The organism is Citrobacter amalonaticus Y19, from assembly GCF_000981805.1.
Lineage (GTDB): Bacteria > Pseudomonadota > Gammaproteobacteria > Enterobacterales > Enterobacteriaceae > Citrobacter_A > Citrobacter_A amalonaticus_C.
The window spans coordinates 231,391-244,355 of the sequence record NZ_CP011133.1 but is presented as its reverse complement, the minus strand read 5'-3'; the positions used below and the strand labels follow the sequence as shown (position 1 = coordinate 244,355).

16 protein-coding genes and 1 pseudogene are annotated in these 12,965 nt (G+C 55.2%); 14 read left to right on the top strand and 3 right to left on the bottom strand.

Annotated elements, in window-relative coordinates; all coding sequences use genetic code 11:
• The first annotated feature begins 4 nt into the window (after positions 1 to 4).
• Positions 5 to 832: a universal stress protein gene (locus F384_RS27480; protein WP_046499365.1), complete on the top strand. Its 828-nt coding sequence runs from the start codon at positions 5 to 7 to the stop codon at positions 830 to 832.
• Positions 833 to 913: 81 nt separating this feature from the next.
• The gene (locus tag F384_RS27475) at positions 914 to 1,117 is read left to right on the top strand and encodes a hypothetical protein (RefSeq protein WP_021314636.1); all 204 of its coding nucleotides are present in this window, start codon (positions 914 to 916) and stop codon (positions 1,115 to 1,117) included.
• A 277-nt stretch (positions 1,118 to 1,394) separates the two neighbouring features.
• Here the strand turns inward: F384_RS27475 and F384_RS27470 are convergent, their stop codons facing one another.
• The 3 genes from F384_RS27470 to F384_RS27460 all read right to left on the bottom strand — a co-directional run bounded on the left by F384_RS27470 (position 1,395) and on the right by F384_RS27460 (position 3,339).
• Positions 1,395 to 1,625 (bottom strand): thioredoxin family protein, encoded by a 231-nt coding sequence (locus tag F384_RS27470; protein ID WP_021314637.1) that lies wholly within the window; start codon positions 1,623 to 1,625, stop codon positions 1,395 to 1,397.
• Positions 1,626 to 1,638: 13 nt separating this feature from the next.
• Positions 1,639 to 2,640, bottom strand: a complete 1,002-nt coding sequence (locus F384_RS27465; RefSeq protein ID WP_046499355.1) for a permease — start codon at positions 2,638 to 2,640, stop codon at positions 1,639 to 1,641.
• Positions 2,641 to 2,796: 156 nt separating this feature from the next.
• Positions 2,797 to 3,339 (bottom strand): sigma-70 family RNA polymerase sigma factor, encoded by a 543-nt coding sequence (locus tag F384_RS27460; RefSeq protein WP_046499350.1) that lies wholly within the window; start codon positions 3,337 to 3,339, stop codon positions 2,797 to 2,799.
• Between the two features lie 422 nt (positions 3,340 to 3,761).
• Here F384_RS27460 and F384_RS27455 point away from each other — a divergent pair, with 422 nt between their 5' ends.
• The 12 genes and pseudogenes from F384_RS27455 (at position 3,762) to F384_RS27405 (ending at position 12,889) form a co-directional block, all read left to right on the top strand.
• Positions 3,762 to 4,370, top strand: a complete 609-nt coding sequence (locus F384_RS27455) for a TetR/AcrR family transcriptional regulator (protein ID WP_004393990.1) — start codon at positions 3,762 to 3,764, stop codon at positions 4,368 to 4,370.
• Positions 4,367 to 5,518 carry an efflux RND transporter periplasmic adaptor subunit gene (locus tag F384_RS27450; protein ID WP_016236501.1) on the top strand — a complete coding sequence of 384 codons (1,152 nt, stop codon included), beginning with the start codon at positions 4,367 to 4,369 and terminating at the stop codon, positions 5,516 to 5,518. The genes F384_RS27455 and F384_RS27450 overlap by 4 nt, the downstream gene beginning before the upstream one ends.
• Positions 5,515 to 6,720 (top strand): ABC transporter permease, encoded by a 1,206-nt coding sequence (locus F384_RS27445; RefSeq protein WP_004393995.1) that lies wholly within the window; start codon positions 5,515 to 5,517, stop codon positions 6,718 to 6,720. Before F384_RS27450 ends, F384_RS27445 begins: the two co-directional genes overlap by 4 nt.
• Position 6,721: 1 nt before the next feature.
• Positions 6,722 to 7,432 (top strand): ABC transporter ATP-binding protein, encoded by a 711-nt coding sequence (locus F384_RS27440; protein ID WP_046499345.1) that lies wholly within the window; start codon positions 6,722 to 6,724, stop codon positions 7,430 to 7,432.
• 28 nt (positions 7,433 to 7,460) lie between these two features.
• Positions 7,461 to 7,934 (top strand): cytochrome c, encoded by a 474-nt coding sequence (locus F384_RS27435; protein ID WP_003056106.1) that lies wholly within the window; start codon positions 7,461 to 7,463, stop codon positions 7,932 to 7,934.
• Positions 7,921 to 9,408, top strand: coding sequence for an efflux transporter outer membrane subunit (locus F384_RS27430; RefSeq protein ID WP_046499336.1), 1,488 nt, complete (start codon positions 7,921 to 7,923; stop codon positions 9,406 to 9,408). The genes F384_RS27435 and F384_RS27430 overlap by 14 nt, the downstream gene beginning before the upstream one ends.
• Before the next feature lie 130 nt (positions 9,409 to 9,538).
• Complete coding sequence (locus F384_RS27425) at positions 9,539 to 10,096, top strand: recombinase family protein (RefSeq protein ID WP_016236504.1); 558 nt, start codon at positions 9,539 to 9,541, stop codon at positions 10,094 to 10,096.
• A 44-nt stretch (positions 10,097 to 10,140) separates the two neighbouring features.
• Positions 10,141 to 11,109 (top strand): annotated as a pseudogene (locus tag F384_RS27420) (DUF4158 domain-containing protein); the annotation flags it as partial.
• On the top strand, positions 11,083 to 11,319 hold the full coding sequence (locus F384_RS30665; protein ID WP_176392666.1) for a Tn3 family transposase: 237 nt from the start codon (positions 11,083 to 11,085) through the stop codon (positions 11,317 to 11,319). The pseudogene F384_RS27420 and the gene F384_RS30665, both read left to right, overlap by 27 nt.
• Positions 11,320 to 11,534: 215 nt before the next feature.
• Positions 11,535 to 11,855, top strand: coding sequence for a DUF134 domain-containing protein (locus F384_RS27415; protein WP_001137910.1), 321 nt, complete (start codon positions 11,535 to 11,537; stop codon positions 11,853 to 11,855).
• Positions 11,830 to 12,291 (top strand): NifB/NifX family molybdenum-iron cluster-binding protein, encoded by a 462-nt coding sequence (locus F384_RS27410; RefSeq protein WP_000626969.1) that lies wholly within the window; start codon positions 11,830 to 11,832, stop codon positions 12,289 to 12,291. The genes F384_RS27415 and F384_RS27410 overlap by 26 nt, the downstream gene beginning before the upstream one ends.
• A 160-nt stretch (positions 12,292 to 12,451) precedes the next feature.
• A complete protein-coding gene (locus F384_RS27405) occupies positions 12,452 to 12,889 on the top strand; it encodes a PaaI family thioesterase (protein WP_016241611.1) in 438 nt (145 codons plus the stop codon).
• Positions 12,890 to 12,965: the final 76 nt, after the last annotated feature.

The following is a 12,965-nucleotide window of genomic DNA, read 5'->3' as shown; positions in this document are numbered from 1 at the left end:
TGCTATGGACAACACCGTTATTGCCTGCGTGGATGGATCGTCATCAACACGCGCCGTGTGTGAGTATGCAGCCTGGATTGCCGGGAAGCTTGACGTTCCTCTTGCCCTGCTGCATGTGCTTGAAAAAAATGAACAACCGGCAGTTTCTGACCTTACGGGGGCTATCGGTATTGACAGCCGGGAGCAACTGACGCAGGACCTTGTCCGAATAGAAGGGGAGCGTAACCGCCTGCTGATGACTCAGGGACGCGCCATTCTTGCCGGATGCGCGGAACTGCTCAGCCAGATCGGTATCCCGGATGTTCAGCAACTTCAGAAACATGGCGCACTGGATATCATCCTGGCTGACCTGAAGGGTATTCGTATGATAGTGCTCGGTCGCCGGGGAGCACAGAACCCGGTTGGCAGCAATCTGGAGAGCATTATCCGCCTGCAGAAAAAGCCGGTAATGATTGTACCTGAAACTTTTTCTGTACCTTCAAGAGTCATGTTTGCGTTTGATGGCAGTGAGGAAAGCCGGAGAAACCTGCGTCGACTGACGCTCAGCCCTCTGCTGCAGAGCCTGGAATGTCATATCGTAATGGTTAACGGCGATGCTCATACCCTCGAAGAGGCAAAGCGTAGTCTGCAGTGCGCTGGCATCAGTGCGATATCCCGGTTAGCTGAAGGACGCTCGGTAACGGAGGCGCTTTGTCGTTACGCCGCAGAAAACGGCGTGGATTTGATTGTCATGGGGGCATATGGGCACTCTTCCCTGCGACGTTTTTTCATCGGCAGTAACACAACTGCGATGCTCGAACAGACCAGAGTCCCGCTGTTAATGCTCAGATAAGTCGGAACCCGGAGGAAACTCCGGGAAAACTTAATTCCAGACTGGCATTAAAACCCTGAGTCGGGAAGAAAAGGCGACATTATGAAGAAAATCCTTATGATTGATGAAGTTCTTGCGCTTGCCCGGCTTAGCCAGGTTGCATTTGATAAACCCATAAAATATATGGATGACACGGATGCTGAACTCATCGCTCGTTTTAAAAAAACCATCACACCAGAACTTATTGAGCAGATGTGTCTCAGAATACTTGAGCTTGAAGCGAAGTTTCAGACTTTAAACGAATAAGCGTCAGGAATATGATAACTAAAGGCTGAACAGGGACTGCAGTAAGACGGCCAGCGGTCAGAGAGCAAAAAACGGACCTGAACTGACTGTGATAAGTGAGATATCAGAGTGTAAACTTTACCTGCTGTGGCGGAGCTCCGCGACAGAGATGAAGGTATACCTTCATCTCTGGGTCTGAACTTTTCATTAAAAAAGGGGCTGCCGGGAGTCCTCTACAGAGATCAGAGCTTGATATTTCAGGCAATGAACGAACAGGAATTATTTCCCTGCCTGCAGGTCAGAGCCAGCTTTCGATAATGTCTCTTGATGGTATTCCTCCAGTATGTACAACGATGTTATCAACGACAACCGCCGGGGTCGCCATCACTTTGTGTTTCATTATTTCAGACAGTGACTCCACTTTTTCAAGCTGAATAGCGACGCCTCTCTCATCAGCCACCTGCTGGATAAGGCGGATGGTTGTTTTACAACCGGAACAGCCTGTACCCAGTACTTTTACATGCTTCATTTTATAATCCTCTTCAGGGAATTAACGGGAATACAACGTTAAAAATCCAGCCAACCAGTGTGAAAGAGGTCAACAACAGCAACAGCAGGGTGCACAGTAATTGCCACTTCATCACCTGTTTGAGCAGAATGAACTCAGGAAAGCTGGCAGCCACAGTGCTCATGCAAAAAGCCAGAGTTGTCCCCACTGGCAGGCCGTTCGTGATCAGACTCTCCATCACAGGGATCACACCGGTAGCATTGGAATAGAGAGGTATGCCAACCAGCACAGCTACAGGGACAGTCCACCACTGACCGGCACCGAGATGCGACGCGATCCATCCGTCGGGCACAAATCCATGCAATGCCGCACCAAGTCCTACTCCGAGAATGACCCAGAGCCAGACACGCTTAAAAATGGTGAGAGTTTCCTCTTTAGCAAAGGCATGTCGCTTTGAGGGAGGCATATGCGGTGCCATGGTAGATTGTCGGATCTCATCAGTTTGATGTTGCTGCCCGTCTCTGAGGGCATCGGCGGCAAAATCGGCTAACCAGCGTTCGGCCTTAATCCGATCAAGAAAAGCACCGCCAGCCATACCAACAGCCATTCCGACAGCAATATAAATGAGCGTGAACTTCCATCCGAGCAGGCTGACCAGAAGCAGGACGGCGACTTCATTGATAAGGGGGGATGTGATGAGAAAGGCCATGGTAATCCCGAGGGGGATACCAGCCGAAGTAAACCCCAGAAATACCGGGATACTTGAGCAGGAACAGAACGGAGTAACGGCGCCAAAGCAGGAGCCCAGTAAATACCCCATTCCACGGTGCTTACCTGCAAGATAGTTTCTTACCCTCTCAATATCCAGCGAGGCCCGTAGTATGGCCACAAAGTAGATCATGACCAGCAAGAGAACGAAAATTTTGCTCACGTCTTCGACAAAAAAGTGGATCGCCTCCCCGAGTTTGGTTGCAGGACTCAGACTAAGGCATTCATAGACCAGCCAGGTGGCAAAATCAGTGAAAATCTGGAACATAACGGACAGGCCTCACGACGGTTGTTTTTCGGGAAGACGCTGTTTGACAGAAAAGGATGCAGTTTTTTTCGATTTATTTCATTTGCTGAGAAATGTTATTGAACAGGATTTCACTGCAATAGCTTATCGGTAACCCCAGAAGGGGAAACAGATTCTTCACTTGGGAGTGAAACAACATACCCGACCATACTCATCCAGTCTGATCTGGCAATTGCTGGAAAGTTTCCTATGCAGCCTATCCCTCGCCCGGGATAAACGCGATTTGGTTGCCGCAAGTGTCAGACCATTTCGGTCTGCAAAATCAGCCTGTTTCATCCCCTCAAGATCACAGAGCGTAAGGATAATCCGATCAGACTCTGCCATTTTATCCAGGATGCGGAGCAGACAACCAGCCAGTGAGTCGACAGTTTCAGGCGTATTATCCGGCAATGATAAATCATCGTGGAGAGGCATAAATGGACGCTGCTGGCGGCTTTTATCAATAAGCAGATGCCGGGCAACCTCAAACAGCCAGGCTCTGGCATTCACGATGGCACAGAATTTCCCATGTTGTCGTATTGCCCGGAGAAAGGTTTCCTGTATCAGATCATCAGCATCAGCCTCATTACCCACTTGTCTGAGTAACCAGCAAAGAAGTTCGTGTTCATGCTTCTTCCACGCCTTCATAAGGCAAGGCGGCGTGCCGTTCAGTTGCTCCATTTATGACTCTCTCGTTAAATACACCGCATAGCGGGAGGATATTGGTTCTGATGCTGTCGGGGATGGGGTCCGGGAACTGTCGGTGCCATGATGATGTGATGGACTGATAGCATCCGATCAGTTATCCACCTTTCGGAAACCTCTTCCTGCAACAGGGTATGCTGTCTTGTGTTCAGTATCATGCAGTAAACCGTCATGCGCAATACCATCAATTTCCGCGCATTCGGTTCCGGATAAAACGTCAAAAAAGCGGTCCGGAATCTGCCTGATAAGCCAGCTAGGGGACGTCTCAGAAAACGGAAAATAAAGCACGTTAAGCCCATTGCAGACTCTAGATATTGACGAGTACGTCGGGTTTTCTCTTGTTTGAGTTGCCTCTTGTGGTAAGATAGTAATTAATTACTATCTTACAAGGAGTGCTCGTGGACACCCATCCAAAGCATCTGCCGGCCGATGAACGTCGTGCCGTAACTGTCGAGTCCGTCGTGGCGCTTGCCGGTTCACAAAACCCAAGCGAGATAACCACTGCGGCTATCGCTAAACACATGAACTTGACCCAGGGTGCGCTGTTTCGGCACTTCCCGAACAAGGAAGCCATTTGGCAGGCGGTCATGGAGTGGGTAGCAGAGCGCCTATTAGCCAGAATCGATCGATCCGCACAAGGAATCGAGTCGCCCTTGGCAGCCATGGAGGCGATGTTCATGAGTCATATCGAATTCGTAGCTGAGCACCCAGGCGTGCCAAGAATGATGTTTGGTGAGCTTCAGCGTGCCGAATCGACACCGGCCAAGCGCATGGTGCAAACCTTGATTCAGCGCTACGGCGAACGTTTGCATCGTCTCATCGAGAAAGGCAAGGCCAGCGGCGAGTTGTCTCCCTCGCTTGACAACGAGGCGGCGGCAACGCTGTTCATTGGCACGATCCAGGGCTTGGTCATGCAATCGCTGTTGGCGGGTGATGTGGGACGTATGCACCGCGATGCGCCGCGCGTCTTTGCAATTTATCGGCGTGGCATAAGGAGTGCGCAATGAAAAAGTTACCCTTGCAAGGCCGCACCCTGGCACTGCTTGCCGTCATCATTCCTTTGCTGGTGCTTTTTATTTATGTCGGTCTGCGATCAGGGCCGCTCGCCCCGGTCGCTGTGACGGTGGCAAGCGTGGAATCACGGGCTATCACACCGGCGCTGTTCGGCATCGGCACGGTGGAGGCGCGCTACACCTACAAGATCGGGCCGACGTTTGCCGGGCGCGTCAAACGCCTGGAGGTGCATGTAGGCGACCAGGTCAAGGCCGGACAGGTGCTCGGCGAGATGGAGCCGGTCGACCTTGATGATCGGGTGCGCTCACAGGAGTCTGTATTCAAGCGGGCGGAAGCGGCTTTGCGCGAGGCAGAAGCCCGGCAAGCCTACGCGCAAACCCAGGCGCGCCGCTATGAGCAATTGTTTGCGGTGCGCTCGACCAGCGAGGAAATCGTCACCACCAAGCGGCAGGAACTGCAGATCGCCGATGCCGCCCTATCCGCCGCTCGGGAAGATATTGCCCGGGCACGCTCCGACCGCGAAGCACTCGTCGCGCAGCGGAGCAATCTGCGCCTGATCGCGCCGGTCGACGGTGTAGTCGCCGTGCGCGATGCCGATCCCGGCACGACCATCGTCGCGGGCCAGGCCGTGGTGGAAGTGATCGACCCCAAGAGTTTGTGGATCAATGTGCGCTTCGACCAGATCAGCGCATCGGGGCTGGCTGGGGGGCTGCCGGCTCATATCGTCCTGCGTTCGCGTGGTGGCCAGACCTTGAAAGGTCGCGTGCTGCGGGTGGAACCCAAGGCCGACGCGGTAACCGAGGAAACGCTTGCCAAGGTGACATTCGATAACAAACCAGAACCTTTGCCACCAGTGGGTGAACTGGCCGAAGTCACGGTTGACTTGCCGGCGCTCCCGGCCGCTCCACTGATCCCCAACGCTGCCGTCCAGCGTGAAGGCGATAAAGTTGGTGTCTGGCAAATCGTGGATGGTGATCTGCATTTCTCCCCGGTCAAGCTCGGCACTTCCGACCTCAATGGTTACGTGCAGGTGCGCGAAGGGCTCAAGAATGGGGACCAGGTTGTGACCTATAGCGAAAAGGCACTGACGGCGCGCAGCCGCATCCATGTGGTCGAGCATATCCCGGGAGTTTCACGATGATCAGCCTGGCCGGCCGCGACATTCTCCATGCCTGGGGGAAATTCGTCTTCACCGGCATCGGTCTGGGTCTGCTGATCGGCGTCACCCTAGTCATGGCTGGGGTGTACCGAGGCATGGTGGACGACGGCAAGGCGTTGCTCGACAACAGTGGCGCTGACCTTTGGGTGGTGCAAAAGGATACTCTGGGTCCTTATGCGGAGTCGTCCAGCCTCAACGATGACGTGTATCGCGCCATTCTCGCCATGCCGGGAGTCTCACAGGCAGCGAACGCGACCTACCTGACCATGCAGGTACGCAAGGGCGAGAGTGATGTACGCACCATGGTGGTCGGCATCGCGCCCGGTGCGTTGGGGGCTACACCCGGATGGCCTCCTTATCTCGTCGCTGGACGCCAGATCACGCGCGGTCACTACGAGGCTGTGGCCGACATCGCCACCGGCTTCAAACTGGGAGATCGTCTTGCCATTCGCCGCAATCATTACACCGTCGTGGGGCTGACACGGCGCATGGTGTCGTCCAGCGGCGACCCGATGGTATTCATTCCGCTCAAAGATGCCCAGGAGGCCCAGTTCCTCAAGGACAACGATGCCATCTGGCAAAGCCGGCGTCGCACCGAAGCCAACCCGGTCTTCAATCGACCCGGTGATCCAGGTTTGCTGGATGCCGTGATTGCTTCACAGAGCAGCAACGCGTTCGTCAATGCCGTGCTGGTCACTCTGAAACCTGGTCATGCGCCGGACGAGGTTGCCGAATCCATCCAGCGCTGGAAGCGTTTGACGGTCTACACCCGGGCACAGATGGAAGACATCCTCGTCGGCAAGCTGATCGCCACCTCGGCCAAGCAGATCGGCATGTTCCTTGTGATTCTGGCCATCGTTAGCGCGGCCATCGTTGCCTTCATCATCTATTCGCTGACGATGGACAAAATCCGTGAGATCGCGGTGTTGAAGCTCATCGGCACACGCAACCGAACCATCGCCGCGATGATCATGCAGCAGGCGCTCGCCCTGGGCGTGATTGGCTTCGTGGTCGGCAAGATCACAGCCACCTTTTCAGCACCGGCTTTTCCAAAATATGTCCTGCTCACGCCAATGGATTCTGTCGCCGGTTTTTTTGCCGTGCTCGTGATCTGCGTTCTAGCTAGCCTCGTCGCCATTCGCATGGCACTCAAGGTCGATCCGGCCGAAGCCATTGGAGGTTGAGATGAGTGGCAAAGGGATACACATCGAAAGTTTAAGCAAGCGGTATGGCGATGGTGACACCGCTGTCTTTGCCTTGAGAGACGTGAATATGCATGTTGCGCCTGGTGAAGTGGTGGGACTGATCGGCCCTTCCGGGTCCGGCAAGAGCACGCTGCTCAAGTGTCTGGGTGCGGTGATCGAACCGACCGCCGGTCGCATGACGCTGGGCGATGAAGTGATCTACGCCGATGGCTGGAAAGTCCGCGACCTGCGCGCCTTACGGCGTGACAAGATCGGTTTCGTTTTCCAGGCGCCGTACCTGATTCCGTTTCTCGATGTCACCGACAACGTGGCGCTGCTGCCGATGCTTGCAGGCGTCGCGAATGGAGAGTCGCGCGCGAAGGCACTGGAATTGCTCACAGCGGTTGATGTGCAACACCGAGCTCGCGCAATGCCCTCGCAACTCTCCGGTGGCGAGCAGCAACGGGTCGCCATCGCGCGCGGACTGGTCAATCGTCCGCCGGTGATCCTGGCCGATGAACCCACTGCGCCGCTGGATTCCGAGCGCGCCATGGCTGTAATCCGCATCCTCAACGACATGGCCCGGAAGTTCGAGACCGCCATCATCGTCGTCACCCATGACGAAAAGATCATCCCCACATTCAAGCGCATCTACCACATCCGCGACGGCGTGACCCATGAGGAAGCTGGCGAAGGGCGGGAGTTCGAATGAGAGAACGATTGAATTACAGGAGAATTTCATGACCCACCGCAAACACAGCCACGCATTTGGAACTATCACCCTGACCGTTACGGCCTGCCTGCTTTTATGGGGTTTTCAGTTGCCAGCTTGGGCTGGTGACGCTACCCAGGTTGAGCCACTGGCGCTACGCAAGATCATGCAGGAACTCGGGCGCAACATGCAGGCTATTACCGGTGCGATTTCGCAGGAGGAATGGGTTCAGGTCGTTCAGCTCGCCCCAAAAGTTGCTGCACACCCCGAGCCACCGCTTACTGAAAAAATGCGCATCCTTGCTTACCTCGGCGCTGATGCGACCAAGTTCAGAAACTTTGACGCGCAGACTCACGAGGCGGCGCTGGCCATGAAGCTGGCTGCTGCGAGCAGCGACGGCAAGGCGGTGATCCAATCATTCGCCCACGTGCAGGAAAGCTGCTTGGGCTGCCACCAAGCTTTCCGTAAACCTTTCGTGGAGCATTTTTATGGAGCACGCTAAAACATGCCAGCGCCCCATCAGCCTCGAAAGACGGCTTGCGGCAACTTACCTGGTAGCTGGTCTGGTCACCGCCGGTCTGGCCGGCTGCGCCGCCGGCCCTGATTTTCAGCGTCCCACCGCACCCGATGTGGCTCGCTACACTGCAACACCGGTAGCTGATAGAACCGTGTCCGCTCCCACGCAGTTCGGCGAAACACAACGTCTAGTCGAAGGGCTTCCGATCGAAACGCAATGGTGGCAAAGCTTGGGTTCATCCGCACTCGACGGACTGATAAACGAAGCTTTCCATGTCAGCCCGACGCTGGCGAGCATCAGCGCCAATTTGCGACAGGCGCAGGAGCTTCTTGCCGCACAGGCGGGCTCGACGCAATATCCACAGGTAGATGTCGCACTGGGATCTCAGCGCCAGCAAATGAGTCCCAGTAGCCAAGGGTTGAGCGGAGACGCACGTCAATTCAGCCTCTACAACGCCAGCGTTGGCGTGCATTACAACCTCGATCTGGCTGGCGGCAACCGGCGCGCACTCGAAGCCTTGGCTGCTCGCGCCGACTACCGTCGCTTCGAACTGAATGCTGCGCGCCTGGCCCTTGCCGGCAACATGGCAACCGCTGCCATTACCCGAGCACGCCTCGCCGCGCAACTAGAAACCACTACTGCCATTTTGCGCGTGCAGGATGAGCAACTGCGCCTAGCCCATGAACGCGTGCGTATCGGTCAGGCCTCACCTGATGAAGCGTTGAGCCTACAAGCTCAGGCGGAGCAAACGCGGGCAGAACTGCCTGCGCTGCGTAAACAACTGCAACAAACCGAACATCTACTGGCGGTGCTAGCCGGTCGTGCCCCAGGCACGGGTGGCATCCCGGCCTTCACTCTGGTCGATTTCACTCTACCCGTCGAGATGCCGCTCGTCGTGCCCTCAGAACTGGTGCGCCGCCGACCGGATATCCAGGCGTCAGAGGCGCTGTTGCATGCGGCCAATGCAGACTATGGTGTGGCTGTCGCCAAGCTCTACCCACAGATCAACCTGAGCGCCAACCTTGGTTCTCAGGCGCTGACCACCGGTGCCCTGTTCGGTGGTGGCTCGGCAGTGTGGGGCCTGGTTGCGCAGCTCACCCAGCCTCTTTTTAATCCAGGGCTACCCGCTGAAAAAAGAGCGGCGCTCGCCGCTTTTGATGCCGCCGTAGCCAATTACCAGAGCGTCGTATTGGAGTCTTTGCGTAACGTCGCCGACACCCTGCGCGCGGTAGAAAGCGATGCACAAACTTTGACTGCCCTCGCTGCCGCTGATATGGCTGCACAGGCCTCCTTGCAGTCGGTCGAGCGGCAATACCGGCTGGGCGCGACCAGCTACCTGCAACTGCTCATCGCGCAGCAACAGGCACAGTCAATCCGGATCAATATGGTTGCGGTCCAGGCACAACGCCTAGTCGATAGTGTTGCTTTATATCAGGCCCTGGGAGGTGGTGTCAGTTAAGACTATACCCTAACCTGATGTCAGATGTTGAGCACAAACAACGTCAGAGTAGGGTATTAATTTATATTTATTGACATATTCAGCCAAGGGTAATAGATTTCATCCTGACATTTTTACCTTTGGAGGCATCTTGCAAGGTCAACGTATCGGCTACGTTCGCGTCAGCAGCTTCGACCAGAATCCTGATCGACAACTGGAACAAATAGAAGTCGGCAAGGTATTCACCGATAAGGCTTCAGGCAAGGACACACAACGTCCCGAACTTGAAAGGCTGCTGGCCTTCGTCCGCGAGGGCGACACCGTGGTGGTGCATAGCATGGACAGGTTGGCACGCAACCTTGATGACCTGCGCCGCATCGTCCAAGGGCTGACACAACGGGGCGTGCGCATGGAGTTCGTCAAAGAAGGGCTAACGTTCACCGGCGAGGACTCACCGATGGCCAATCTGATGCTGTCGGTCATGGGAGCCTTTGCTGAGTTCGAGCGCGCTCTGATCCGCGAACGTCAGCGCGAGGGAATCGTGCTGGCTAAGCAGCGCGGGGCCTACCGGGGACGAAAGAAATCGCTGAACAGCGAACAAATTGCCGAGTTGAAACGGCGAGTTGCGGCAGGCGAGCAGAAAACCTTGGTGGCCCGTGACTTCGGCATCAGCCGCGAAACCTTGTACCAGTACCTGCGGGAAGACTGACCATGCCACGCCGCTCAATCCTGTCCGCCACCTAGCGCGAAAGTCTGCTGACACTGCCAGATGCCAAAGACGAACTGATACGGCACTACACGTTCAACGAAACCGACCTGTCGGTGATCCGTCAGCGTCGCGGCGCCGCGAATCGATTGGGCTTCGCCGTGCAGCTTTGCTACTTGCGATTCCCTGGCATCTTCTTGGGCGTCGATGATCCTCCATTTCTGCCCCTGCTGCGCATGGTGGCCGCACAACTCAAGGTGCCGGTGGGAAGCTGGAACCATTACGGCCAGCACGAGCAGACACGGCGGGAGCACTTGGTCGAGCTGCAAACGGTGTTTGGATTCAAGCCCTTCACCATGAGTCATTACCGGCAAGCCGTGCATACATTGACCGAAATGGCCTTGCAAACAGACAAAGGCATTGTGCTGGCCAGCACCCTTATTGAAAACCTGCGGCGGCAGAGCATCATCCTACCCGCCATGAATGCCATCGAGCGCGCAAGCGCCGAGGCCATTACCCGTGCCAACCGAAGCATCCATGCGGCATTGGCCGATTCCTTGATACCTGTCCATCGCCAGTGCCTGGACGAACTGCTCAAGCGCAAGGATGGTAGCAAAATGACGTGGCTAGCGTGGCTGCGCCAATCGCCCGCCAAGCCAAACTCGCGCCACATGCTTGAACACATCGAACGCCTCAAAGCCTGGCAGGCGCTTGACCTACCTGCTGGCATCGAACGGCAGGTACACCAAAACCGCTTGCTCAAGATCGCCCGCGAAGGCGGCCAGATGACGCCCGCCGACCTGGCCAAGTTCGAGTCGCAGCGGCGTTACGCCACCTTGGTAGCACTGGCCATCGAGGGCATGGCCACCGTCACTGATGAAATCATCGACCTTCACGACCGTATCATCGGCAAGCTGTTCAATGCGGCCAAGAACAAGCATCAACAGCAGTTCCAGGCTTCCGGCAAGGCGATCAACGACAAGGTGCGGATGTATGGGCGCATCGAGCGCACGCTGTTCATTCTGGATTGGCTGCAAAGCGTGGAGCTGCGCCGCCGCGTCCATGCGGGGCTGAATAAGGGCGAGGCGCTGGACGACACGTTGCTGCAATATCTGTCCCCGCTGGGGTGGGAGCATATCAACCTGACCGGCGATTACCTATGGCGCAGCAGTGCCAAGGTCGGTGCGGGGAAGTTCAGGCCATTGCGACCGCTGCCACCGGCTTAGCGTGCTTTATTTTCCGTTTTCTGAGACGACCCCCTTATGGCAGCACTTTAAATTGAGTCTCATACAGTATCTGTTTTCTTTCTCTTCATCTCTCATGACCTGCTGCCCACTTACAGACTCCAGGGTAAAGCAAAAAATTCTCCACCGGTGAGCAGAGTATATTGCATATGCCAGTTTATGAGTGTATATATAGCATATGCCAATAAGGAGCCTTCATGCCAAGACCCAGAATTCCCCGTAACATCTGTGGCCGCCCTGCGGATACCTGTTTTAAGCCCAATGCGCGACCGATGAGCCAGCTTGAACATGTTCATTTAAAAGAAGATGAGTTTGAAGCGTTACGGCTGGTCGATTTACTGGGCATGCAACAGCAGGAAGCGGCTGTTGCAATGGGGGTTTCAAGGCAGACACTGGCCAATGTCCTGAAAGCAGCCCGTTTTAAGGTTGTGGACTGTCTCACTCAGGGCAAGGCCTTAATAATGCACTCTGAAAGGGAAGGAGTTACACAAGATGATCACAGCCATTCCAGTGAATGACGACCGGGTAGCAAATCATTTTACCAAAGCGAGTCACCTTGTCCTGGTGGATGAGCGCGGTGTGGAGCTCAGCCGGACAGAAAATCCCGCGCTGGGCGCAGATTGTTCAGGTAAACGGAAGCTGGTTGACCTGCTGGTTCAACAGCAAGTCAGCCGCGTTGTGGTCCGTAACATCGGGGAACGGATGCTGGGTAAATTACTGGGGCATCAGATCGCGGTGTACCAGACTGACTGTGGTCGTCGTTTGTTCACTGAACTGTGTGATCCGGATACCCGTGTTCTGACTGAACTGAATAAGCCGGAGCAGGGACGCCAGTCCTTTCATCATGAGGCGAAAGGGAAAAAATGCTGTCACTCTGACGGGAACACAGCAGAAAATGCGTGCCAGGGTGGGCGTCAGCATCATCACGGAAACGGGCGCTGTTGCCATTCATGAGTTTATTTCATCACGGGCGGTGATTTTTATCAGACCCGTATTGTGTATAAACCAGGAGCCGGAATGTGTGGAGGAGGCAGTAATGATGCCGGGGGAGCCCCTCAGCTGACTGAATTCCGGATGCCTCCCGTCAGTACAACCGGACGCTGAGCAGAAACAGATGAATTGTTATCTTGATGCCAGAAAGGCCCATACCTGTTGTATGGTCTGTAGTTCCCGCGACAACAACCCTGATACGGTGAACTTAATGTTTTCAGAGCACCCGGATGGCTCTGTATGTGCGGACTACACGGCCAATCACAGGCATCAGGGGTATACGGGTCTTTTACATGGCGGAATGACGAGTACCCTGCTGGATGCAGCAATGACTCATTGTTTGTTCATGCAGGGTGTGCAAGCCCTGACGGCTGAACTGACGGTAAGATTCATTTCACCCGTTTGTACCGGAGACAAACTGATGGTATGTGCCAGACTGCTTGGGCAACGCAGGGGGATTTACCTGCTTGAAGCATGGCTGACAAAAGGACAGCAGACAGTGGCACGTGCCACGGCGAAATTCATTGTTCCGTCGCAGGATATTGCTCTGGCGCATCGCTAGTGTGACAGACGACAGGTGTACCTGGTTATTATAAAAATTTGAGGCGTGTTTTGCTCAGACCGGAAAGAATAATCGC

Bases quoted from the DNA above. Each gene is read 5' to 3' on its own strand.
- F384_RS27480 (WP_046499365.1), top strand. From the start codon at position 5: ATGGACAACACCGTTATTGCCTGCGTGGATGGATCGTCATCAACACGC.
- F384_RS27475 (WP_021314636.1), top strand. From the start codon at position 914: ATGAAGAAAATCCTTATGATTGATGAAGTTCTTGCGCTTGCCCGGCTT.
- F384_RS27470 (WP_021314637.1), bottom strand. From the start codon at position 1,625: ATGAAGCATGTAAAAGTACTGGGTACAGGCTGTTCCGGTTGTAAAACA.
- F384_RS27465 (WP_046499355.1), bottom strand. From the start codon at position 2,640: ATGTTCCAGATTTTCACTGATTTTGCCACCTGGCTGGTCTATGAATGC.
- F384_RS27460 (WP_046499350.1), bottom strand. From the start codon at position 3,339: ATGGAGCAACTGAACGGCACGCCGCCTTGCCTTATGAAGGCGTGGAAG.
- F384_RS27450 (WP_016236501.1), top strand. From the start codon at position 4,367: ATGAAAAAGTTACCCTTGCAAGGCCGCACCCTGGCACTGCTTGCCGTC.
- F384_RS27445 (WP_004393995.1), top strand. From the start codon at position 5,515: ATGATCAGCCTGGCCGGCCGCGACATTCTCCATGCCTGGGGGAAATTC.
- F384_RS27440 (WP_046499345.1), top strand. From the start codon at position 6,722: ATGAGTGGCAAAGGGATACACATCGAAAGTTTAAGCAAGCGGTATGGC.
- F384_RS27435 (WP_003056106.1), top strand. From the start codon at position 7,461: ATGACCCACCGCAAACACAGCCACGCATTTGGAACTATCACCCTGACC.
- F384_RS27430 (WP_046499336.1), top strand. From the start codon at position 7,921: ATGGAGCACGCTAAAACATGCCAGCGCCCCATCAGCCTCGAAAGACGG.
- F384_RS30665 (WP_176392666.1), top strand. From the start codon at position 11,083: ATGTATGGGCGCATCGAGCGCACGCTGTTCATTCTGGATTGGCTGCAA.
- F384_RS27415 (WP_001137910.1), top strand. From the start codon at position 11,535: ATGCCAAGACCCAGAATTCCCCGTAACATCTGTGGCCGCCCTGCGGAT.
- F384_RS27410 (WP_000626969.1), top strand. From the start codon at position 11,830: ATGATCACAGCCATTCCAGTGAATGACGACCGGGTAGCAAATCATTTT.
- F384_RS27405 (WP_016241611.1), top strand. From the start codon at position 12,452: ATGAATTGTTATCTTGATGCCAGAAAGGCCCATACCTGTTGTATGGTC.